General features: G+C 58.3%; 21 protein-coding genes and 1 pseudogene. 11 read left to right on the forward strand and 11 right to left on the reverse strand.

Going from position 1 to position 21,772, the window contains the following annotated elements; translation table 11 throughout:
* The 9 genes and pseudogenes from PHV01_RS10870 to PHV01_RS10910 all read left to right on the forward strand — a co-directional run.
* Nucleotides 1-656 (forward strand): PD-(D/E)XK nuclease family protein (locus PHV01_RS10870; RefSeq protein ID WP_337291181.1); only part of this gene is annotated, 656 nt, incomplete at its 5' end.
* A complete protein-coding gene (locus tag PHV01_RS10875; RefSeq protein ID WP_337291182.1) occupies nt 653-1,249 on the forward strand; it encodes a hypothetical protein in 597 nt (198 codons plus the stop codon). The genes PHV01_RS10870 and PHV01_RS10875, both read left to right, overlap by 4 nt.
* Before the next feature lie 143 nt (nt 1,250-1,392).
* Nucleotides 1,393-2,247, forward strand: coding sequence for a RodZ domain-containing protein (locus tag PHV01_RS10880; protein WP_337291183.1), 855 nt, complete (start codon nt 1,393-1,395; stop codon nt 2,245-2,247).
* A 13-nt stretch (nt 2,248-2,260) separates the two neighbouring features.
* Entirely contained in the window at nt 2,261-3,193 is a 933-nt protein-coding gene (locus PHV01_RS10885; protein ID WP_337291207.1) for a cation diffusion facilitator family transporter, read from the forward strand.
* Nucleotides 3,194-3,492: 299 nt separating this feature from the next.
* Nucleotides 3,493-3,657, forward strand: a complete 165-nt coding sequence (locus PHV01_RS10890; RefSeq protein ID WP_337291184.1) for a hypothetical protein — start codon at nt 3,493-3,495, stop codon at nt 3,655-3,657.
* Nucleotides 3,650-3,793: pseudogene (locus PHV01_RS10895) on the forward strand (integron integrase); the annotation flags it as partial. The gene PHV01_RS10890 and the pseudogene PHV01_RS10895, both read left to right, overlap by 8 nt.
* A gap of 20 nt (nt 3,794-3,813) precedes the next feature.
* A complete protein-coding gene (locus tag PHV01_RS10900) occupies nt 3,814-4,539 on the forward strand; it encodes a hypothetical protein (RefSeq protein WP_337291185.1) in 726 nt (241 codons plus the stop codon).
* Nucleotides 4,540-5,124: 585 nt separating this feature from the next.
* Nucleotides 5,125-6,153, forward strand: coding sequence for a hypothetical protein (locus PHV01_RS10905; RefSeq protein ID WP_337291186.1), 1,029 nt, complete (start codon nt 5,125-5,127; stop codon nt 6,151-6,153).
* Between the two features lie 566 nt (nt 6,154-6,719).
* Nucleotides 6,720-8,420, forward strand: coding sequence for a hypothetical protein (locus PHV01_RS10910; protein ID WP_337291187.1), 1,701 nt, complete (start codon nt 6,720-6,722; stop codon nt 8,418-8,420).
* A gap of 507 nt (nt 8,421-8,927) precedes the next feature.
* Here PHV01_RS10910 and PHV01_RS10915 read toward each other — a convergent pair.
* The 5 genes from PHV01_RS10915 to PHV01_RS10935 form a co-directional block, all read right to left on the reverse strand.
* Complete coding sequence (locus tag PHV01_RS10915; protein ID WP_337291188.1) at nt 8,928-9,461, reverse strand: hypothetical protein; 534 nt, start codon at nt 9,459-9,461, stop codon at nt 8,928-8,930.
* Complete coding sequence (locus PHV01_RS10920; RefSeq protein WP_337291189.1) at nt 9,458-10,387, reverse strand: FAD:protein FMN transferase; 930 nt, start codon at nt 10,385-10,387, stop codon at nt 9,458-9,460. The genes PHV01_RS10915 and PHV01_RS10920 overlap by 4 nt, the downstream gene beginning before the upstream one ends.
* An 86-nt stretch (nt 10,388-10,473) precedes the next feature.
* A complete protein-coding gene (locus tag PHV01_RS10925; protein ID WP_337291190.1) occupies nt 10,474-11,055 on the reverse strand; it encodes an FMN-binding protein in 582 nt (193 codons plus the stop codon).
* 23 nt (nt 11,056-11,078) lie between these two features.
* A complete protein-coding gene (locus tag PHV01_RS10930; RefSeq protein WP_337291191.1) occupies nt 11,079-12,236 on the reverse strand; it encodes a multicopper oxidase domain-containing protein in 1,158 nt (385 codons plus the stop codon).
* Between the two features lie 71 nt (nt 12,237-12,307).
* Nucleotides 12,308-13,888 (reverse strand): hypothetical protein, encoded by a 1,581-nt coding sequence (locus tag PHV01_RS10935; protein ID WP_337291192.1) that lies wholly within the window; start codon nt 13,886-13,888, stop codon nt 12,308-12,310.
* 54 nt (nt 13,889-13,942) lie between these two features.
* On the opposite strand from PHV01_RS10935, the gene PHV01_RS10940 reads away from it, so the two are divergent.
* Nucleotides 13,943-14,080, forward strand: coding sequence for a hypothetical protein (locus PHV01_RS10940; RefSeq protein ID WP_337291193.1), 138 nt, complete (start codon nt 13,943-13,945; stop codon nt 14,078-14,080).
* A 78-nt stretch (nt 14,081-14,158) separates the two neighbouring features.
* Here the strand turns inward: PHV01_RS10940 and PHV01_RS10945 are convergent, their stop codons facing one another.
* From PHV01_RS10945 to PHV01_RS10960, 4 genes are all read right to left on the reverse strand, one after another.
* Nucleotides 14,159-15,301, reverse strand: a complete 1,143-nt coding sequence (locus PHV01_RS10945; RefSeq protein ID WP_337291194.1) for an ABC transporter ATP-binding protein — start codon at nt 15,299-15,301, stop codon at nt 14,159-14,161.
* Nucleotides 15,302-15,306: 5 nt separating this feature from the next.
* Nucleotides 15,307-16,944, reverse strand: coding sequence for an iron ABC transporter permease (locus tag PHV01_RS10950; protein WP_337291195.1), 1,638 nt, complete (start codon nt 16,942-16,944; stop codon nt 15,307-15,309).
* A 48-nt stretch (nt 16,945-16,992) separates the two neighbouring features.
* A complete protein-coding gene (locus tag PHV01_RS10955; protein ID WP_337291196.1) occupies nt 16,993-18,024 on the reverse strand; it encodes an extracellular solute-binding protein in 1,032 nt (343 codons plus the stop codon).
* A gap of 95 nt (nt 18,025-18,119) precedes the next feature.
* Nucleotides 18,120-18,593, reverse strand: a complete 474-nt coding sequence (locus PHV01_RS10960; protein WP_337291197.1) for a Fur family transcriptional regulator — start codon at nt 18,591-18,593, stop codon at nt 18,120-18,122.
* Nucleotides 18,594-19,051: 458 nt separating this feature from the next.
* Between PHV01_RS10960 and PHV01_RS10965 the strand changes: the two genes are divergently transcribed.
* The gene (locus PHV01_RS10965; RefSeq protein WP_337291208.1) at nt 19,052-19,177 is read left to right on the forward strand and encodes an ATP-binding protein; all 126 of its coding nucleotides are present in this window, start codon (nt 19,052-19,054) and stop codon (nt 19,175-19,177) included.
* A gap of 47 nt (nt 19,178-19,224) precedes the next feature.
* Here the strand turns inward: PHV01_RS10965 and PHV01_RS10970 are convergent, their stop codons facing one another.
* Nucleotides 19,225-20,067, reverse strand: coding sequence for a hypothetical protein (locus tag PHV01_RS10970; protein ID WP_337291198.1), 843 nt, complete (start codon nt 20,065-20,067; stop codon nt 19,225-19,227).
* A gap of 401 nt (nt 20,068-20,468) precedes the next feature.
* Nucleotides 20,469-21,752 carry an O-antigen ligase family protein gene (locus PHV01_RS10975; protein WP_337291199.1) on the reverse strand — a complete coding sequence of 428 codons (1,284 nt, stop codon included), beginning with the start codon at nt 21,750-21,752 and terminating at the stop codon, nt 20,469-20,471.
* Nucleotides 21,753-21,772: the final 20 nt, after the last annotated feature.

Consider the following 21,772-nt stretch of genomic DNA (forward strand, 5'->3'; position numbering starts at 1 on the left):
ATACGATCATCTATGGCGCCGCGCTGCATCGGGCCGTTCAGGCGTATAATACTCAACGCCTTGCCGGGCAGATAATGTCGCTTGAAGATCTGATCGAATCGTTTGAAGCCCACTGGGTTAATGAGGGGTTCATCTCCCGGGAGCATGAGGAGCGGCGTATGCAGGAAGGCCGGGATGCCCTCGCCCGGTTTCATGCCAGCGCCGGGACGAAGCAGCCGCCGACGTCGGTCGAAAAGAGGTTCCGATTCCAGCTCAGTGACGATATCGTCACCGGCATTATGGATCGGGTGGACGAGCGTGAGGGTGAGACCGTGATTATCGACTATAAGTCGTCGTCGGTCCGGGACCAAAAAGCGGCCGACAAAGAGGCCCGGGAGAGCCAGCAGCTTGCGCTGTATGCGCTGGCCTACCGGGAGTCGATCGGCCGGTTGCCGGATCGGGTGGAGTTGCACTTCCTGACTCCAGGCGGTGTCGTCATCGGACAGGCGGTGAAAAAGGAAAAGGATCTCGAACAGGCGATCGAACGAGTTCGGACGGCCGCAACCGGGATTCGGGGAGGCCTCTTTCAGGCGACCCCCAGTCAGTGGGTCTGCAGCTTCTGCGCCTTCAGGACCATCTGTCCTGCCACCGTGTGGATCGGGGAGCGCCAGGGATGAAAATCGGCATCGATCTCGACGACGTCCTGGCCGATTCGCTTCCACACTACCTGCAGGCGTTTAACAGGCACTTTGGCCTCGACATCGAGGTGACTCACGCCGCGTGGCGGATCGCCGACAGGTTTCCCCATATTCCACGGCAGGAGGCCGACGACTTTTTCACGGAGCTGATCGAAGACGGGTTCTTTTCATCCCGCCCTCTCTTCCCAGGCGCTAAGGAGGCGGTAGAGGTGTTAGCCGAAGACGGCCATCGGCTGTACATCATCACCGGGCGCTCGCCGCAGGAGGAGCCGATTACCAGACGCTGGCTGACCCATGTTGGGGTATCGTCTTACTTTGAGGCTGTGATGCACAGGGTGCGCGAGCCGGTCGGACATCATAAGTCCAGCGCGGCATCAGCATTACAACTCGATCTCTTTATCGAGGATGAGCTTGCGGTGGCTCTGGCTGTGTCAGAAACGGCGATCCCGGTCCTGCTGTTCGACCACCCGTGGAATCAAGGGCCACTCTCTCGCACGATGTGCCGGGTTCAGTCATGGGGCGAGGCACTGACGCGGATCGCCGAACTGAACGGCGGCAACGGACACCGATAGCCTCGCGCTCCGCTTGCCTCTCATGCGTCACTATGGTAGCGTACAGTTGTTAGCCGGTGGATTGTACGTTCAGCCCCCTGTAGGAGGGAGCGCTTTTCGGTCATCGGTGCCAGGGAACACGGCTGGCGCGAGAAGAGGATTAGATGGGCAGTGAAGAAGGCGATTCGGCGAGTACGGTTGGCCCGCTCCTGCAGGGGGCCAGGACGGCGAAGGGTCTCACGATTGAAGCGGCCGCCGCTGCCAGCAAGGTTCCCCTCTCTTTCATTCGGCTGATGGAGCAGGAGCAGTTCCACCTGGTCCCAGATCCAATGTACCTCATCCGGTTTCTGACAGAATATGCCACGTTTCTTGGCCTTGATCCAAAGCAGGTCGCGGCGCAGATGAAGGACCAGGTGAATGCGGTCAGGGTGAGCGATCTGTCACATCCGGCGCCATCAATTGGCTCGCGGATCGATCTCCGTCGCTGGGCTCTGTACCTGCTGCCGGCTGTCGTTGTGATTCCCCTGATCTTCATCGGGCTCTCGCTCCTCTCCGGGCGACCGTCAGCGCCGCCGCCGGCTCCCCAGCCGGAAATGCCAGGGTCTCAGAGCGCGGCCCCGCCGACCCCGGAGGCCGGCACCGCGACCCTACCAGGCCCTCAAACTACCGCTGTTGGTACGGAGCAGTCGGAAGGGGTGAATCCGACCAGCCCAATCACTGATCCCGCGGCGCAGAGACCCCAGGGTCCGCCTCCTCGCTACAGGCTCAAGGCCGAGGCGAAGGAGACGACTTGGCTTGGGGTTTCGGCGGATGGAGCGCCTCGGAAAGGGGTTCTATTACGTTCGGGCGAAACGGCGCAGTGGTCGGCGAATGATGGATTTGTAGTCACCATCGGCAATTCCGGAGGGGTAGCCCTTATGTTGAATGGTAAACCGATTTCGTTGAAGGGGGCGCGAGGTCAGGTCATCCAGAATCTTGCCCTGCCTGAGAGTAGCGGGCCGCCTCTCGCAGGGCAGTAAGGTGGGGGTCGTGATGAATCCGGGAATCGCCCAGGACAGCGGGGGTTCCATGAGTCGGCATTTGAAGATCGGGATCGTTCTGAACCTCCTGTTTGCCCTGGCCGAGCTGGCGGCGGGTCTGACCGCTGGGAGTCTCGCCCTCATCGGCGATGCGTGGCATAACTTCAGCGACGTCATCGGGCTGGCCATTTCATGGGTTGCGCTTCGGCAGATGGAGCGCCCTGCCAACGAACGAAAGACCTTTGGCTATCACCGGGCCAGCATCCTGGCCGCCCTTGGTAACGGGATCGCGCTGATCGGCGTCACCCTGTGGCTGTTTTATGTGGCCATCAATCGACTGAGCTCTCCGGTTGTGCCGGAGGCGCCCGTTATGATGGTGGTAGCAGGGATCGGCTTTCTGATGAATGTCGGGGTCGCTCTGTCGCTTCGGCAGGGAACCAGAGATCTCAACATCCGAAGCGCGTTTCTGCACCTGCTGAGCGATGGGTTCGTATCGCTTGGCGTTGTAGCGGCCGGGGTCATCATCCTGCTCAGCGGCTGGAGCCTAATCGATCCGCTCCTGAGTTGTGTGATCGGGCTGTTGGTTCTGGTCGGATGCTGGGACATCGTGGCAGAGACAGTCAATGTGTTAATGGAGGGCGTTCCGCGCGGGGTGCAAGTGGATCTCCTCTTACGGGCTGTGCGCAGCTTTCCGGACGTCAAGGATGTGCACGACCTGCATGTCTGGAGCTTGAGCTCCCATGTCTATGCCATGAGCTGTCACCTCCAGGTGACTGATCTCCAGGCCAGCCAGGGCAATCGACTGCTCGACCGGATCAGCCACATGCTGAAAGAGCGCTTCGGCATCGCCCATACCACCTTCCAGCTTGAAGCCGAGGCCTGTACGCTTGAGCAGGCCTGTGTCCTCAATTCAAAGGGCTCAACAGCCGTTCTCCAACCTCACTAAGGCACTTTAGCTCGCTTTTTTCGGCTATCCGAATTGACTTGTGGAAAATATCCAAGGACACTCCATGCCTAAACCGGATTGATCTGTAGAATCCGCCGAAAGAATGCCGCACCCCATCCCGACTAAAATCCGCTAGGCATTTCGATCTTGGTGTAGATTAGTGGTTGTAATCTACACTGCCAATTCCGCCAGTACGGCTCTCAATACGGCTTATTTTTTCCATTGACACCTATACAAGCGGAATGCTACAAGTCGGCGACTCGGTTCTATCCTTTTTTGCCAAGGGAGAGGATGCAGACATGGCAAGTGGCGGGAACCTGCTCCTAGCCGGAACCGGCATCACGCCGAAGGCGAAGACCACTATGGCCCTTTGGGGCATCATGAGCCCGGAAGGGCCGTGCTGTTTTCAGGAGACCTCCGCCCTCTTCTCCCGAGCGCGTGGCGAAGATGAAGACTGTCCTTGAAGATGGCTATGACATCCGAACCATCCAGGAGTTGCTTGGCCACAACGATATGAAGACACCCGGGATCTCCACCCATGTGCTGAATCGAGGTGGAAAGGGAGTGAAAGCCCGATGGACGGGCTGTGAACAGGGTTGATGATTATCTTAGGAGGGCAAATGCCAGCAGCATTCTCGGCGGTGACAATAGTCACGCTCGGCAAATTCGACCCCGATCTTTTCCGGCTGGAGTCTCTTGTCGAGTCTAAAGTGATTTCAGAAACGGAGGCCAATCGATCGAAGGTCATAGCCCTACTGCCGGATCAGGTAGCCCACCTCACGTTCCCGTGGGGCGATCTGCTCGTACTGCGTGACCGCCTCCACGCGACTGCAACGGAAGCGCCGTTCATACGCATCGCAGACCTAGTTGCGCAAGCCATGAACATGGCGGACAATCGCTGCAGTCTTCGAGCGTTCGGTATCAACTTCGAGGCGCACTTTGATGTCGGCAGCATGGCGGCGAGGGACGCACTTGCGATGAGGTTTGCACCGCCAGATGCGTGGGGAGAGTGGGGGCGCACGGTCAGGGAAAGCATGAAGTCAGAGAAACTCGAGCTCCACGGAGGAGTAACAGCGCTTACGATGAGAGAGTGGTTTCGAGCCGGAGACATTCGCGGGTGGTACGATGTAACGCTGACAAGCTCAGAGAAGGTGCCGAACAACACCGGCGTGCAGTTTCGTACGAACCATCATCACGTTTACGTACCAGAGTTGCCTCCAGCCGCCGATCTTCCGGTTGAGGAGGGTGCCAAGAGACAGACCGCCGCATTGTTGACGGCGTTGGCAGGTGCGTTCGACGACTCGATTGGTAAGGGGGAGCGCATCTTCGCAGAGGTGTTGGTATGAATACCACTGCAGAACGAGTACCCGGCTACAGCAGGGCGTCAATCGCTCAGGCGCTATCTGGAACCGCCCAAGTCGACGAGGACTACCAAAAAAAGCTGGCTTTCGCGGACGCTGCGAATGACTACATGCGGTCTGAGTCGCCAGCCACCGCTAAAGGCCACCTAACGCGTCGTGACTCCACGGTTGTTACGTCTACCGCGAGTGTTCCGAGGCCATCTCGAGAGGCAGAGTGGGACGGATATGTAACCAAGGTGGGCGAGCTGTCCTTCACGGCTGTGCTCAGAGGGATCGCTGGGGAGGGTGTCGCAGGGGAAAGCCACGACGCCGAAATTGCGCTAGTCGATGTCGGGCGGAGCGATCGTACGTTGCTCCGCCCTGGAGCTTTTTTTCGCATTTGCATCTATTGCCAGTTAGATGAGGACGACCGCCCGAAGCGGTATGCCAAGGTAGTATTTCGGCGGTTGCCCGCTTATCGGCAGGCAGATCTCGATCAGGCGGACCGGCGTTCCGAGGAAAGGCACCGAAAGCTTCGTGTGGAATAACGTCGGCACTGCGCCCGGAGCAGATGAAGTTGAAGTAGCGGTGATGGGTCCTGGTCATGGTGAGGCAGTCGTGATTCATCTTGGCAACGGCCGGTGGATGGTCGTTGACTCCTGCGTGGATTTGGATGACGCGAATCGCAGGCCCGCCCCCTTGCTCTACCTGAGCGCTCTTGGCGTCAACCTAAACGAGGCAGTTGAACTAATCGTTGCATCTCATTGGGATGACGACCATACGCAGGGGCTTGGCGTCCTCGTTGACGCATGTCCGAAGGCGCTCTTCTCCTGCCCATCATCGTTGACCGGGCGGGAGTTCGACAAGTATGTGGAGCGGCTGTCCGCCGGCGCAGGTACTACACAAGGCGCGAACGTGTCCGAGTTTCGCAAGGTGCTCGACCTATTGGCGGATCGCGGGCAAACCGTGTTGCGAGCCGGTCCAGGCCGACAGGTGCTCACCGCCCCGCTGGTGCGCACCTGGTCCCCTTCAGACCACGAGCAGGCCCTATTCATGGAGTTCGTCGCGCAGGACACACCGGTACATGCTCAGGGGTATAGGATGGCTGTCCCGGGCTCGCCTAATCTGACGTCGATTGTCGTCACGATTGAATGGCCAGAAGCCTGCGTTTTGCTCGGCGGCGATATGGAAGCACATGCGGATTGCCGGCGCGGCTGGATCGCGGTCGCGAGCGAAGCCACCAGACTCGGCGTGCGGAAAGGCGATCTCGTAAAGATCCCACACCATGGCTCCAATACCGGCCATCATGCCCGCATGTGGACCGATATGTTGCTGGAGCAACCGATGGCGGCTATTGTCCCCTATGGCCGCGGTCCCCTCGACACGCGTCCACCGAAATCGTCTGACGTGCGTCGCATACGCAAGCTGAGCCGTAGCGTTCATCAAACTGCTCGACACAGGACTAGTGGAAAGAAGCTTTCGCCGGCGATGCGCTTAGCACTCGAGGCTGGGCGGATTAGGCTTAGCGACAATACTGTCCGCATGGGCCTCGTGCGCTTTAGAAAGACGCCTGGAGCAGCCTGGCGGACAGAGGTGTTTGGTGCCGCCTTCCGGCATTAAGCGCGCCGGGCAGATTCACCAGCCGCACGAGGCGGTAGTTGGCGGCAACGTCCATAGCTAGATCCCATCTCCCGATGACCCGGTTGCCAGAAGAGCCAGTTGGTGCAGATTTGTGGTTGAAATCTGCACTAGTATCTCCACTTGTATGGTATAAATATACCGACTTTTCCCGGCTTTTCCCTTGACACGACAAAGAAACTAACGATAATGCTTTCCTAGCTATTTTTTAGCAAAAAGGAACAACGACGCGGCGTGACCCGCGTGGTCTTAGCAATACTTGGCGACGCGTGCCTGCACAATAGGGAAACACGGGGTCGGGTCTTGCACACAAGTGTCCAGCCTAACACTACGCTCAACCGGACGCTACGCGATAAAGCCGCGCAGTGCCGGTCAGCTCTACGTTAGGTGGGCGGTAGCAGCGATTGAAATATGCCGACGGTAGTTCCAAACCAAGTCGTTCGTGACATCGACTACAGTCGCATTCCAAAGCGTCGAGGTGATCCCGTGCGGAAGATCAGAAATCTGCTTGTGGCCTGCCCTGACCGGCATCCTGGAAGCCTCTCTCTATGCCTGGCGTGACCCTTCCGTTTCTGCCGATCATCTACGTCCGAGGCTATGCGATGTGGATGAAGGACATCATCGAAACGACCTCGACGCCGTACATGGGGTTCAACGATGGTGCAACGAAGATACGGCGCGGCCCGGATCGCGAGGTGCAGAAGCTGTTCTTCGAATCGCCGCTCGTGCGGCTCATGAAAGACTACGGCTATACCGACATGTACCGGGACGGGCACGAGCTGCCTGACGCCCTGTCGCCGCGCTGCGTCGTGATTTGCCGCTACTACGATCCTGCCGACCCGGATTTCGGCGGTCAGCCCAGACCCACAATTGAAGCCGGGGCTTCTTGTCTGGCCGCCCTCATTCTGCGCGTCCGCGAGTTGACTTGTGACACTCGCGACGAGCGCGAGCGCTTCCGTGTGTACCTGGTGGCCCACTCGATGGGTGGCCTCATATGCCGCAAGCTCCTTCAGAATCCGGCCGGCTCCGACGAGGAGACCGCCAAGTCCTTGGTCCGGCGGGTTTTCACGTACGCCACGCCACATGGTGGTATCGAGTCCCGCGATTTCCCCCTCTTCGGGTCGCTGGGTGCGCACCTGACGCGGTTCTCCCCGCTCAACATCGCGAAGACTATGGGCCTTCGCAACAGGAATGGGCCAGTCAACACGCTCAATAAAAAGTGGATACCAGAAGAGTTCTTCTGCCTCGTCGGCACAAACTACAAGGACTATCCGAGCCGCGTTCGCTTGATCATCGGCGACGGCAGCGACGGCTTGGTCCGCGTCAAGAACGCCTGGATGCCAGAGTGTCCGCACGCCATGGTTCACCGGTCGCACTCAGGGCCCCACGGCATCGTGAACTCTGAAGAGGGCTATCGACACCTCGTCCGATTCCTGTTCGGTAGTGCAACGGTTAAGGGCCTGCTCAGTATCAGAAACCTACCAAGTGGTAACAGGGGCGGTGCCACGTTCGTCGACCTACTAGGTGGCCCGGCAGGCGATCGAGGCAGATCGGGACTGCCAAGTGGTAACAGAGGCGGTGCCACGTTCGACGTCGAAGTGACGGTCACCGAGAACGACGGCGTGGCAATCTCCGAGCGAACGGCGCGCCTGTGGTCGGAGCTACCGGCGGACGCCGATCCCCGTAACGGGGCGACTACCGCCAATAAGCCGTTCATGAAGGTGCCGATCTTCTCGCTGTATCTACCGAATCCACCGATCGTTTCTGAGCCGAGCAGGTCGGCGCTCGTTCCGTCACTGTGCTTCACGGTCGAAATCGCCGTCGTGGTCCGCGGGAGAGTGTTGCAGGGCAAGATGCACGCGCCAGACGTCTTTCGTGAGCCAGTCTACAGGGGCTCTTTCATGGTACATGTATGGCAGGATGATAATCGCGAGCTGGGGGCGCGCCTAATGGGCCTTGACGGTAAGTGGGCCTCGAATTTCAGAAGGGAGGCCCAGACGGTGGGACGAGAGTTTGGTGCTCCCGGCTTGAAGTCTGATGTGCCATTGAACTCGGAGAAGGGGTTCTCTGGTACCCTCCACCTGCGTATTACGCCTCGAGACGACGACATTGCGCCCTCGCCGCCAGCGCCAGCGGTTGGAGGGGGCACGTCCGGAATGGACATCGAGTCAGGACTGGCCACCGGCGCCTTAGACACGGGCATGTTGAATGATCAACAGATCACCGAGAGCGAGGGGACTGAAAGCTGACCTTCAATCGTCGTTCGGCGTTACGAGTCTTCCGAAAGAACTAGCCGACGTGATGGCGAAGGTCTTATCCTCGCCGCCTAACCAGCGTTTGCAGTCGCCGCCGGCCGGTGCGATCATGGGCCGCCACGGCTGAAACGCGATCGGTAGACGGCAGGAAACCGATGGGTGTGTGATTCGGATCGCCGCCCCGTCAGGGAAGCAGGCCTGGATCTCGTTGAGTTCGGCGCCGGCTCGAAGCGATCATCTGGAGGCCCCCTGAGAGAGCTGCGCGTGAGGCACCAGAGTGGAGGTTAGTGGCACTCGCGGGAACCGCTTTTACTACCAAGCGGGGTGCAGATTACACCCTCGTAATATGCTCTTCGTAGCCCTCTCCTCAAGAAGCTGCCCCCTCCTCTCAACGGATAGCTCTTTCCTGACATCTCGATAGCGTAGCCCATCCAACCGGTAGGACAGCGCTTACCGTACTCTAACTTTACATCCTCCCGAATGACTGGTGGGGTCGGGATCTCATGGGCATGGGGCTCGTGAGGACCGAGGAGATCGGTGCTCCCAGCCTTTTCCCCACATCTCATACAGCGGAAGAAGTATCAACGCGCCATACCCCAACCACATTGCAAGCCAGGAGGCGAGCTGGAGGAAGGCGAAGGTGGGGGAAAAGTATAGAATGAGCCATGGCCCAGCGATATCGACCAGAGAGGAGAAGAATGCCAGGCCGAGGAAGGACCATTTGACTCGCGGACCCAGCGAGGTGGCAATAAAGAGGTGGGCGAGGGTGAGAAACGAGATCCCCATGATGAAGGCATGGAAGTGAGTTGTCTCGAGGAGCTGTGTGAAGGTCTTCGGGTAGGCTATCTCCTGCCCCAGATCCCCGCCGCGATAGTAGGCCACAACCAGATCATAGGTGGCGCCGATCCGCTTGAACTGATACAGGCCGATGGTGAACATCCCGATCGTCACAAAGATCAAAAATCCGGTATAGATGAGCTTGATCTCGTAGCCGGCGGCAGAAAGCTTATATGCGGGATAGGTGAACTGTTTCAACTGATGCCCTCTCGTAAAATGGCTGCTGTGGTTTCGAGTTGGACCGTCTCGATGAATCCGGAACTGCTGACCTGCGATCCGTTCGAATAGATCAATAAGCCCTCGGCCTTCGAGAAGCGCTTGACGACGACGAAGCCTCGTGTTGGCCCGAGGATCACAAGCGCCTTGGTGAGGGCTTCAGCCTCGGTGGCTGTCCGGGCCACAGCCACGCCCAGAATCCGATTGCGGACGGGAAAGCCATTTCGTGGATCGATCAGATGGCCAAGCCGGGTCCCCTCAATCTCAAAGGAGCGGCCGAAACTGCTGGAGATAGAGAGGTGTTGGTCTTTCAGATGCGCGAGGCCGATAGGCGTGCCATCGTCGCTTCCAAGCAGGACAGGCCAACTCTCCCGCTCCGGAGGCGATCCTACCGCCGCAAGGCTGCTCCGTCCGAAGTTGATGAAAGCGCTTGTGACCCCCTCCTGTACAAGGATCGCCGTGAGAAGGTCCACAGCATACCCCTTGCCGATCCCACCAAGCTCCAATCGCATCCCGCTTCGTCCCAATTCTACTCTTCCATCTGGGAGGAACTGGACCTTGGCGATCCCTGTCCGGCTCAGGGCGTCTGCCACTGAAGCAGGCGAGGGGGTAGTTCCCTCTTCTTCGGCTGCCTTCCAAAGGTTATTCAGCGGCCCAACGGTGATGTCCATGACCTCTTCTGTCTCGCTACCAAGACGTAGAGAGATCTCGATGACCGATCGGAGTTCCTGGTTGATCTCGACAGGCCCCAGGTCTGCATACCGGTTCAGCCGATTCAGGTCGCTATCGTCATCGTAGGCTGAGAAGATATCCTCCAGGCGCCGCGCCTCCTGAAAACATCTGGCCAGCACCCGCTTTCCCTTCTGCGGTGACTGATGATACAGCGTGATCTCCAGCAGTGTTCCCATAACATAATGGATCTCTCGTAAGGGACTATTTACCGTTTGCCTTGAAGAGGTGGAGTGGTGCGTTCCGGCCTGTAGAGTCTGAGGATTCATGGTCGATTGGACCCATTGAGGAGGACGAGTTGGGCCAAGGCCAGAACTTTTCTGACTCCTCGGCCGATCGACTGGACTGAGAGGGTGGCCCCGGCGATATTGACAATATCTCGATAGGGGGCGAGTGGTGCGGCGAGGTCTTTCTCATGATACTGGCGCATGAAACGCCGGTCCCGGACCTCTGCTCCGTAAGCTTCGCGATAGGTCATCAGGGCGACATCCTTGACCTTCCCATTTGGTGTAATCCCGACAATGAACGTGATGGGTCGGTGCTTGCCGATCTCTTCGGTAATGACGGCAAAGCCCAGGTGTTCTGCGTTCTGACGCGCCAGGTAGGTGACATAGGCATCTTCCCAGATGGAGGGTCGCGTGCGGCCGAGGAGGGCTTTCATCTTTTCCCGCAGGGCCTCTGTTGACGGGATGATCTTCTTTTCGAACTGGGTCGCCTCCGGAAAGACCGCTCTGGGGGCTTCCTCCTCGGAAAGGAACACCCCCTCCTGTGCGTTGACCAGGTCCTGGACCAGGGCCAGGAGGGCTGGCGTGAGAAGAGAGGTCAGGAAGTGCCTTCTGGAAAGCATCGCATTCTTCCTTAGCGTATTTGCTATTCGGTGACCGTAAAGAGCGCCAGCATGCCTGCGATGATGTGGTCATCGACGTGGCAGTGAAGCAGCCAGGTGCCAGGATCATCCGGCACCATGTCGGCTGTCTTCATGCTCCCCGGAAGCAGCTCCAGCATATCCATACGGCTTCCCATGGAGAGGACGGTCTGGCCATGCCAGTGCGGCGTGTGCAGATCCACCTCATTTCCGATATCCAACATGTACCAGCGCACTCGCTCGCCACTGTTCATGGTGAGCCCTGGGAGGTTGCCATAGACGTAGCCGTTAATCGAGTGCATTAGGTTGCTCTCAATGAACTCGGGATCTTCCAATCTCAGCATCACCCGATCCGGCCGGCCGGTGAATCGGGTGACATTCTGCTTCAGATAGTGGCTGGCATTTTCATCAAAGATGGTCCACAGCGTGACAAACTCCCGATCAATGTCGTTGGGGGAACCATCAGGGCTTGCGTATCCCTTACGCGTGACGATGAGCGGCCCGACCAAGCCGCTCATCATGTCCGCTGGCGGATTGACGTGGGAATGGTACATCCAGAGGACAGAGCTTCCATCCATCGGGCCCGGGCCTGCCCGTTCCGGAACCTCCCAGATATGGGTGTGGGTTCCGCCAGGGGGGATGGCGTCGTCAGCCTTGTCTGATCCGGAGGTGCCGTCGTTGTACCCAGCCCCCTCAGAGCTCTTCGCATATCGGACGCCGTGCGGGTGGATGCTCACCGGGAAGCTCGACATATTTTTTAAGACGACGTTGATAGTATCACCAACCTCCCCACGGATGATCGGTCCCAGGACACCCAAATGCTCCCATCGTGGCCCGCGAGCTTTTGGGGTGGTAAAGGTAGCATCGGTGTACTCGCGGTAGACCGCCTTGCGATAGACCTTGCCGATCCGCTCTTTGCCGTTCTGAACAAAGACGTTTTCGGTCGGACCAAACGCCTTCCCGCTGATCTGGTTGATGCCGGTCGGCGCGTAATCCCAATCTACCTCGATAGCCGCGACGTAATAGGTGCGGATCTGTTGAGCTTGAACGGATGTGCACCCAATCAGCATTATGAGGATCGGGGTGAGCAGCGGCAAGAGAATCTTAAGCCCCCGGTATCTACCCAACCGGTAGTAGGCAAAAAATCGTCCCAAATCGTTCATGATGTCCCTCCTGATCTTGTGAAAGGCTTAGCTGGGACGTGTAAGCCCGTCCCAGCCTCATGTTGTTCTGTTCAGAAGCCGAAGGACACGCCAAGCAGTGCCGCGTGGGCATGGTCCTCGCCGGCCTGGGCCGTCAAGAAGTTGGTGACGTCCGCCAGGCTTCGCCCGCTGTTGGTCTTCGTGTACTCATAGGCCAGTTGAAAGACCACGAGTGGGGTCGGTCTATAGGCTAGTCCTGCCGTCATCCGGTGGATCTGGCGGTTCTCCTGCACGAAATTGGTGAGAACTCCGCCCTCAAAGTCGACCTCCTTGACAACGCCGTTCAGCCAGACCTGCTCGCCGCGAACGATGGCAATGAGCGACGGGTTGTCGAAATACTTCCCGAAGACCGTATTCGTCAGGAACTCCGGCCAGAACCGGTACCGCCCCTCGACCCAGAAGCCGTGTTTGTTCCGGGCGAGCCCGGCCAATTCGAACTCAACCGACGTCTCGAGGTTGGAGGGGAGGTCTTCGAATTCCGCTTCCTTTTGTACAACCGTTTTGGCAAAGCTCCTGGCGACCCGCCCAACGTTTCTGAAATGGGTGTTGACATATTCGGCCTCGATTTCAAACGGTCCGATGGTCGTCAGGCCGTCAACAGCGAAGGAGTAGAGCGATTCATCCTCCAGGAATTGCGGCGTATACCGCCCAAAATAGAAGGAGCCGGCGATCTCCTGGCCCGGGAACGGGCTCCAGGCGACGCGCGTTGCCACGGCCTTCGCATTCTTCGAATCCAGTTTGGCCGTTCCTCTGGATGGCTTGAATTCGGCGCCTAGTTCCAGTTTGTTGGTGTCCGGATCACGCGTCTGGGCGATCTTTTCCACCTCGGCATCGAGGGCGACACCGTTGACCACGTAAGCCTGGTAAGAGAGCTTGCCCCACTCTCCTATGGGGATATCACCGAGGAAGCCCGCGCCCAGTTCAGGCCAGGCGGCTTTCACTGGCAGGACCGGGACGCCGCGATCGACGAGGGAGCGGCGAGCGATGTTCCAGCGATTGTCGTCGTGATTGATGTTGAAGCGACCCAGCGGCACTAAAACCTGACCTGTTCGGAACTTCAGCCAGTCGTACAGATCGTACTGAAACCAGGCCTGCTCGAACGAGATCTCTGATCCGTCATTTCCCTCAATCGCCTCCGCGACCCTGAGACCGCCAGCCTCAGGCCGGGTTTTTCGCTCAAGCTCGAGCTGGGTGAATCGTTCGAATTCGAGTTCCAGGTAAACCCGCATTGGATCGGCGGGTTTGGCGTCCGCGGTCAGGACGAAGCGCCGGAACGTAAAGGTGTTGTGCTGCTCCTTCAGGCTATTTGCCTCGAACCGGACCGACCCGTACCCGCCAATCCGGACTCGGTCGAGGAGTTCCGAGGAGACCCGTCTCGTCTGCTCTCTGATGGTCGCCGTCTCGCGCGTGAACTCCTCCTTCTGGGCTGTTTGTGCCGTCTCCATTTCTCGAAGCTTTTGATCCTGTTGTTGTTTCTCTTGCTTCATCTGGTCGATTTGCTTCTGAAGCCCATGAAGCTGTTTCTCCAGGTCCTCCAACGTCGTCCCGGCAGCGATCCCGGAAGGGGCCACTGCCACTATCAACGCAATCAGTACGATTTGCCATCGTGTCATATGTCACTCCTTTTAGTGAAACCGAACTAGACTTCTTTTCGGGAGGTTGCTAAAATGACAAAGCCAGGAAGGCCAAAAGCGGAAAAGGTCCCATGGGGTCACTTGACACAATGGCCATCCGAGGCATCAGGCGACTTCACCGCGCCGGCCGGCAAGCAGGGAGCGGTGGAGTCGCCTTCTCTTATCCCGTAAAACCTTCGAAACGGTTAGAAGCTCGTCTTCAGATCATCTTCTCCTACTACATCTCATCGTTGGTCTCCGTCACCTGATTCACTGCGCAAGCCCGTTGATATCGAAGCAGACCACATGGGTCGGATTGGCCTTTACGGAGACCCTAGTTCCCGGCTCAATCAGCTTTGTTGAACCCTGGCTGCTGTGAATCTTCCGGCCGGATGGCAGGCGTACGCAGCAGAGGTTGTCCGCGCCACGGAACTGCCTGGTGAGTACGGTCGCCTCACTCGTTTCATCCGGGATCAGGTCGATATCGTCGGGTCGGATCATCATCTCCACCGCCTGTCCTACCGAAAGCCCCTGCTGGTTCGGGAACATGCCCAGCTCTGTAATAATTTGCTCGCCCTGAACGAGACCTGGAACGAAATCGGCCGAACCGACGAACCCGGCGATAAAACGGGTGGCCGGCGTATGGTAGATCGCCTCCGAATGGTCGAGCTGCTCCAGGCGTCCATGGTTCAGTACCCCGACCCGATCGGCGATGACAAATGCCTCCTCCTGGTCGTGGGTTACGAAGATGGCGGTGGTTCCGGCTTGGCGGAGGATCGAGCTGACATCTTCCCGTATCTGCGCCCGCATATCGGCATCCAGGTTGCTGAACGGCTCGTCCAACAAGACCACCTGTGGGCCAGGGGCCAGCGCGCGCGCCAGAGCGACCCGTTGCTGCTGCCCGCCTGAGAGCTCATACGGGTACCGCCCTTGAAGTGTTGAGAGCCCTACCAAGTCCAACGATTCCGCGATACGGTTCCGCTGTTGCTCCGCCCTCAGGTGACGCAGGCCGAATGCGACGTTCTCCTGGACGGTCAGGTGCGGGAAGAGCGCATAGTCCTGGAAGACCATTCCCACACCTCGCTGCTCCGGCGGCAGGAAGATCGTGTTGTGGGCGACTGTTCGGCCGCCGATCTCGATCCGACCGCCATCGGGGGCCTCAAACCCGGCGATGAGGCGTAGTGTCGTGGTTTTGCCGCAGCCGCTCGGCCCTAGCAACACCAGGATCTCTCCTTGCTCGACGGAGAAGGAGATCTCCTCGACCGCGGGGGCGCCGTCTCCTCCGTAGTGCTTACTCACCTGATCGAGCCGGATGACCATGGGGCGCGGTGATGAAACCTGTTCCCCTGGGATGATCTTCGTCCCGGCTGCTGCGATTTCTCCGATCCTCTTTTTCGCCAGGTTGCCCATCATGGCCCTCAATTGAGCTGTGATGCGGTGGCGTCAAGCCGGCCGATGAGGAAGAGGGGGAGCGCGGTGATGGTGATAAGAATCAGCGAGGTCGCCGCGGCCCCGGCATAATCGACCTCGATAGAGGCGATCCAAATTCTCACCGGCAGGGTGTCGAACCCGGCCGGGCGGAGCAGGAGCGTGGCCGCCAGCTCCTTCATCGAAGAGATGAAGACGAGCATCCATCCCGCTGCGATCCCGGGTCGGATGAGGGGGACGGTGACCTCGCGAAGCGCCTGCCAGGCAGACCGACCAAGGCAACGAGCCGCCTCTTCCAGATTCGGATTGACCTGGACCAGCGCGGCCGTACTCCCCTGAACCGCTTGCGGAAGAAACCGCAGGAGGTAGCCGAGGATCACCATGGCGGCGGTCCCGTAGATCCAGGGCAGGTAGGCATTATAGAGGAGGATCAGGCTCAGCCCGAGGACTGTACCGGGAACGGCATACCCGAGTTGGGTCGTGGACGTCAGGAGCAGTCCCACCGATCCCTTTCGGCGCTGGGCAAGATAGGCTGCAAAGAGCCCGAGTCCCGATGCTGCTGTGGCTGCCACGGCTGCCGTCCACAGGCTGTTCCACAGATAACGGTGGCCGGCGATGAGCGTATACAGGAGGCTCAGCGGCGAGCCGGTTTGGTAGAGCAGGAGCGCAACCGGCAGAAAGACCGAGCCGCTGAGAACGAGGTACGAGCAACAGAGGGCCGGCACTTTCCACCGTCCAAGAGGGTAGATGGTAGCCGGCCTGGCGCCGCTTCGCCGCTGAACGAAGCTGCGACGACCCAGGCTTTTTCGCTGAGCGATCAGCACCGCGGCCGTGAGGAGGATCAGGATGGCGGAAAGGATTGCCGCACTCCGCTGATCAAAACGGGTATTGAGCTGATGGAAGATCTCGGTGGTAAAGGTGTTGACCCGGAGCAGCGAGACGGCGCCGAAGTCCGAGAGGGCGTAGAGGAAAACCAGCAGCGCCCCGGCCAGGAGGCTGGGACGCAGCAGGGGAAACGTGACCCGAAGGAAGATGCCGACAGGCCCGAGACCCGCGGCCTTGGCCGCTTCTTCGAGCGCCGGATCACTCCCCTTCAGGGCGCTCCCGACAATGAGGAGGATGTACGGATAGGTAAACAGGCCGAGCACCATTGCCCCGCCCCACAGGCCATAGATGTTCACGATCGGTCCGTCGCCGCCCATGGCCCGGTACGTCGTGTTGACCCAGCCGACGGGACCGAGCAGCGTGATGTACGTGAAGGCGCCGATGTATGGGGGAATCGCCAGCGGCAGGACTCCCACGGTCTGGAGGATACGCCGTCCCGGCAGGTCCGTACGGGTGAGGATCCAGGCCGGCGGCAGCCCGAGGATCATAGCCCACAGCGTGGCGAGGGTGGCGAGCAGCATGGTCTGCGCGATCAGCGAGAGCATGGAGCGGTTCGCAAGGATCGCAAACGCCTTCGACCCTCCAGCCAAGGCGGAGATCAAGAGATTGACCAGGGGAGAAGCCGTCAGTAGGACAATCAGGGCCGTCCCGACCACGGCCGGGGCTCCCAGCCCTGCAGCCTGCGACCGCCACAGCGCCCCTATCCCTTCAAGTTCTCCGCGTCGTACGCTGCCGCTGACCATATGTTGCTCTTCCTTACTTCAGCCTTCAGTCTAACCGTCTGTCTTATCTTATAAGCCGGGAAAGAGGGCGATCGTCTTTTCCTCCAGGTCGGCCAGACGCTCTTGACTGATCTGGAGCGCCTTGAACCCCGAGAGGGGTCGGACCTGGCCAGGGTCTGTCCCAGGGAGAAGCGGGATTTCGTAGGCATGGTGAACCAGGAGTTCCTGCGACGGCTTACTCAAGAGGAAATCGATGAAGCGCTTGGCCTGATCGAGGTTCTTCGCACCTTTGACGATCGCCACGGTATTCGGGTTGACCAAGACGCCCATCCCTTTTGGTCCCTGATCCGGATAGACGACCCCGACCGGCAGCTTGGCTTCAAGGGCCAGGTGGTAGTTGGGTGAGTTGGTGAGTCCTACGGCAAACTCACCGCTTCCGACACCGCGCCAAACATCGGAGTTGTCCGGCAGAACCTTCATGCCGTTCTCCAGCAGCTTATCGATGTAGGCCTTGGCCTTCGCCTCGCCCATCGTCTCTACCAGGGCGCTCAGCCAGGCGAGGGTCGTCCGCTCGCGTGTGCCGGCGATCGCGATCTTCCCCTTCCACTTGGCGTCGGTCAGATCGAATATCGAGTTCGGGATGCCGCCGTCCTTCACAAGGTCCTTATTGTAAATGATGACCCTGGCGCGTCCGGAGATGCCGGTCCAAAGCCCATGGGAGCTCTTGTATTCTGCAGCCATCGTGCGCGCGCCGGGAGAGGTGTATGGTTCCAGAAGTCCTTCTCTCGTAAGAATCTCGTCGACACCAGCCTCGGTCGCGATAAAGATATCGGCCCTCGGCCGCTGCCGTTCCTGGAGGATCTCGTTCGCAAGGCCAGAGGTCTTGCCGACCTTCAGCGCAACCTTGATGCCGGTCTGCCGCTCAAAGAGATCCACGACCGGCTTGATCGCGCTCTCTTTGCGGCCGGAGTAGATGACGAGCTCCGAGGCCGATGCGACAGCATTCAAACAGAAGGGCAAGACTACGGAAAGAAGAAGGATCGAGAGGAGCAGAGTTCGTTTCGTCATACGGATCTGCATCAGCTTTTCTATGGCTGTCATTCATGCCTCCACCTTGAGGGCCGGGAGCGGCCAACGCAATAGAATGTCATTTTCAATACCAAGCCACACAAATAATGGATGGTTCCAAAAGCGCCTCAGCGAGTTCCGATCGCAGAAACCTTATCGGGTCCTCTGCTGATGTGCTCACCACAGTCGCGGCAGAGACCATACAACTCCAACTTATGATACTGAATGGAGAAACCCAATCGACGGACGACCTGTTCCTGCAGCGCCTCGATCTCAGAATTTGCGAACTCGGTAATTTTGCCGCACTCGGTACAGATGATGTGATCGTGGTGGCGCTCACTGGAGGCGTGTTCGAACAGGGCGCGCCCATCGCCGAACTGCCGCTCATGGGCGAGACCGGCGTCTTTCAGGAGCTTGAGCGTCCGATAAACGGTGACGAGCCCGATCCGCGGGTGCCGACCCCCGACCCGGCGGTAGAGACCCTCGGCGCTGACGTGCGTCGTGGTGCCGAAGAAGGCCCGTGCGATCAACTCGCGCTGGCGCGTCGCCTTCAGCCCGGCTCGATTCAGGTACTGTTTGAATTGGAGAAGTTTATCCTGCATGGGAATGAAATCGAAAACGATTTTCAGTATCGATAAACGGGATCAGAATAATCGACGGGCTGGACCGTGTCAAGAAAAAAATTCAAATATATTCAAACGGGATCATCTACGCATTGTCGGCATTTTTCGAGTTGGTATCGCTAGAACTTCGATTCGGCTCAAGCCCGAACTCAACAATCGGGGGCATTTTTGGTGCTCCTTCAGATCCTCCGGGCTACCTACGCCATTTGGGACACCGAGACCTTCAGTACCCACGTACTCACCGCGCTTAGAGCGCTCAGCCCGTCTAAGATCACCTCCTGTACCGAACTCAATCCCGAAGATTGGCTGTTGGGAAATCGGTGTCTCCCCTCCGTCTCGTCACGATCGTAGTTGTGCCACAATACGGGGTCAAACTGCAATTTCCCACGCCGGACGAAATTGCAGTTTGACCCCATTTCATGAAGGACTGAGGGAGCATCTTCCCTGACGCGGCCTGTGTGACTGCCCTCGTTGACCGGCTCACCCACTACGCCGGGATCATCTCCATCGTCAGGGAGAGCTATCGGCGCCGCGAGGCGGAGGCGGCGCAGGAGGCGCGATAGTCCAGGCGCTGAGACGCCGGCCCTTCCGACGACCAGGACCTTACTATCTACTTGCAACCAACTGTGTTGACGGAATCAGACCCCTGGATCATCTGTCCCCTCAAGGTCACTCCTGTGAGGGAGGCAGAAGCATCCCCACACTGGATGCCCGTGTCCTGGGTGTCGAAGTGGAGGATCATATCGGTGTCCCCATCCTTATCAACGTCCTTTAGGGCCCAGTGCGCTGGAGAAGCTTCAGTCCCGGTTCGACCAAAGTGGACTGTGGTCGGGTCCACCGTGGTGGCATCAAAAATGTCGGTCGTAAGGATAGCCACTGGGATTTTTCCTTTGCTCTTAGGATTGATGCTGTTCGGAACGCTACCTGGTTTGATGTCGAGAGTCACGGGGGTGACCCCAGAGAACTGAGACAGAGCTTGCGCGGCCTCCTGGAGTGAAGTGATCAGTGCTGGATCCGTCAGCATCTCTGGAAAGCTGACCACATCGGCGCTTGGGCTTAGGGCTATAAGTGAGTTGCGAATCCGCTCGATGGTTGCACTGTCTGCGCCCAGTTGGGTGAGTGCCTCCGTTAAGAAAACCGGAAGGCCGTGGGCAGCCACGTCCCTCTGGAAATTAGCAATATCATCCGCCGTGATGAGGATACTAGGTCTTCCGGTGGCCTGCAGCGCTATCTGCACATTCGCACGAAGCTCAGGCTGTACGTTTAGCGCAGTTGCCAACTGCGAGGCAAAATAAGCTGCTGCCTGCATTTGTTGTGATTTCCAAAAAGCATCACCAGCTTCCTCGGCTCCCTGTGCACGTTCGACAGATGTGAGCAATGCTTTCGTAAACCCAATTTCTTGCGCTAGATTACTGAACAGAGCGTTCCAGGCATCGCTCTCTGCGCTGGTCACTCCGTCCTGAACAGTGACAGGTGGGAACGATGGTATCTCTGGTTGGGCAACGACTGTGAAATTGGGGTCTGGCGGGTCTTGATGTATTAAATCGGAGAAGTAGGCTACGAGAAGCGAAATTCCACTAAATAGCCCTGCTGGACCGCTACACTGAACCTGCCCAAGGAGAGTACAGCCGCTTGCCACAAGGGCCCCAGCTCGGCCAAGTCCATTCGTTATATTTGCCAGAGTCCGTGCATCATCCTTCACGTTCTGCGGGAATCTGCTCTGATGGTAAACTTGTGCGTGTAGCTCAGCGCGCCATTGGGGCCATATAACCGCTAAAGCGCAACACGTTACGGCAAGCACAATGGCTATGAGCTTTCTTGCATTGCGGTGGATTGGCACCATCAGTCTACCTCCTATCTGTTTTGGGTTTGGGGTTCAATGGAATGCTTGACGTGACTAGAAGAGGACAGTTGTGCGATCACCCCTAAAAGCGTAAACATGATGATCACAACCCATTGGCGCAGGAGGGTTAACTCGAACATGCCTGCAAGACAAAAACTTACTAACCCGGCAACCGCGCCCGCTCCGAATATGCGCGTTTCGCTCGATGCAACGCGTTGGATGCTGCGCGCTGATGAAACTCCGCGAGCCAGCACGAACCCAAGTGCCATCAAGCCGATGATTCCCTGCTCAGCAAGAACCTCGAGATAGAGATTGTGCGCCCATGGTACGACGCGGGGATCTGTGAAAAACCAGGGCGGGAGGCTAAGGCGCTGCAGATATGATCCGTAAAAGAGGACGAACGTGTGCGCTCCGTGCCCTAACAAAGGAGCATGAAGAAACATCGCCCACGCAGCCAACCAAAGCGGAATTCTTCCACTTCCCTCCCAATGGCGACCGAACCTTGCAACGAGCGGAAAACCTAGGGATGCATCTATAAGCAGTATCAGGATAGGAATCGTAAGGCCACAGATCAAGCCGAGCCGAGGTCGCACGAGTGCGGCCGCGAAGGTGATGGAAGTAACCATGGTCAGCATCGCAATTCGGCTCTGAAAGATGCCCACAACACACACGCTCAAAAGGACAGAAAGGAGGGCTAATATTCCAACCACACTGCGGGGTTCACGGTATGCCAAGACCAACGACAGAGGGGCCACTACAGCAAGGAAGGTGACATCATTCTTTACCAGGAGAATGGGACTTCTCACATTCGATACCCAGACATCTGGTTCCACCTTACCGTTCTTCCATGCAGCCCAAAGTAACATGCACGCAAGCCCAAGCCCAACAAGGGAAAAGGTAAGGTACAGCAGGCGCGTGTCCTGAATGCTATCAAAGTGTTCAGCGATCAAGAAGAAGAGGAGAGCTGCCGGTACTAGAGGTGCACTCAGTCGCAGACTTCTGCCGAAGTCCTCGGACACAAGAATCGACAGGCCTGTCGCACCCAGAAAAACAAGTGCCGGAAGGACGAATGGTGAACCGGCGGCGGGGCTCTTTTTGAAGCTGGTTACTGTTGCGAGAATGCCGATTAGAGCCAGCGCAGTCAATGGGATGTCCCACCCAAGCTCTAACGGTACCGCAAAACTGGCAATGTACGCGCAGACCCCTATCGGCCCGAACGCCGATGTCCGGTATAAGTGGAGCAGAAAAGGCTTACCAAGGTGAACCCACTTCATCGCCGTTCTTCTTTTAAACACTGAAGCTAACTTTGCCAACT

Source organism: Candidatus Methylomirabilis sp., assembly GCF_028716865.1.
Lineage (GTDB): Bacteria > Methylomirabilota > Methylomirabilia > Methylomirabilales > Methylomirabilaceae > Methylomirabilis.

Bases quoted from the DNA above. Each gene is read 5' to 3' on its own strand.
- PHV01_RS10920 (WP_337291189.1), bottom strand. From the start codon at position 10,387: ATGGGAACACTGCTGGAGATCACGCTGTATCATCAGTCACCGCAGAAG.
- PHV01_RS10925 (WP_337291190.1), bottom strand. From the start codon at position 11,055: ATGCTTTCCAGAAGGCACTTCCTGACCTCTCTTCTCACGCCAGCCCTC.
- PHV01_RS10940 (WP_337291193.1), top strand. From the start codon at position 13,943: ATGACAAAGCCAGGAAGGCCAAAAGCGGAAAAGGTCCCATGGGGTCAC.
- PHV01_RS10945 (WP_337291194.1), bottom strand. From the start codon at position 15,301: ATGATGGGCAACCTGGCGAAAAAGAGGATCGGAGAAATCGCAGCAGCC.
- PHV01_RS10950 (WP_337291195.1), bottom strand. From the start codon at position 16,944: ATGGTCAGCGGCAGCGTACGACGCGGAGAACTTGAAGGGATAGGGGCG.
- PHV01_RS10910 (WP_337291187.1), top strand. From the start codon at position 6,720: ATGCCTGGCGTGACCCTTCCGTTTCTGCCGATCATCTACGTCCGAGGC.
- PHV01_RS10960 (WP_337291197.1), bottom strand. From the start codon at position 18,593: ATGCAGGATAAACTTCTCCAATTCAAACAGTACCTGAATCGAGCCGGG.
- PHV01_RS10900 (WP_337291185.1), top strand. From the start codon at position 3,814: ATGCCAGCAGCATTCTCGGCGGTGACAATAGTCACGCTCGGCAAATTC.
- PHV01_RS10885 (WP_337291207.1), top strand. From the start codon at position 2,261: ATGAATCCGGGAATCGCCCAGGACAGCGGGGGTTCCATGAGTCGGCAT.
- PHV01_RS10955 (WP_337291196.1), bottom strand. From the start codon at position 18,024: ATGACAGCCATAGAAAAGCTGATGCAGATCCGTATGACGAAACGAACT.
- PHV01_RS10880 (WP_337291183.1), top strand. From the start codon at position 1,393: ATGGGCAGTGAAGAAGGCGATTCGGCGAGTACGGTTGGCCCGCTCCTG.
- PHV01_RS10875 (WP_337291182.1), top strand. From the start codon at position 653: ATGAAAATCGGCATCGATCTCGACGACGTCCTGGCCGATTCGCTTCCA.
- PHV01_RS10890 (WP_337291184.1), top strand. From the start codon at position 3,493: ATGGCAAGTGGCGGGAACCTGCTCCTAGCCGGAACCGGCATCACGCCG.
- PHV01_RS10905 (WP_337291186.1), top strand. From the start codon at position 5,125: ATGGGTCCTGGTCATGGTGAGGCAGTCGTGATTCATCTTGGCAACGGC.
- PHV01_RS10935 (WP_337291192.1), bottom strand. From the start codon at position 13,888: ATGACACGATGGCAAATCGTACTGATTGCGTTGATAGTGGCAGTGGCC.
- PHV01_RS10930 (WP_337291191.1), bottom strand. From the start codon at position 12,236: ATGAACGATTTGGGACGATTTTTTGCCTACTACCGGTTGGGTAGATAC.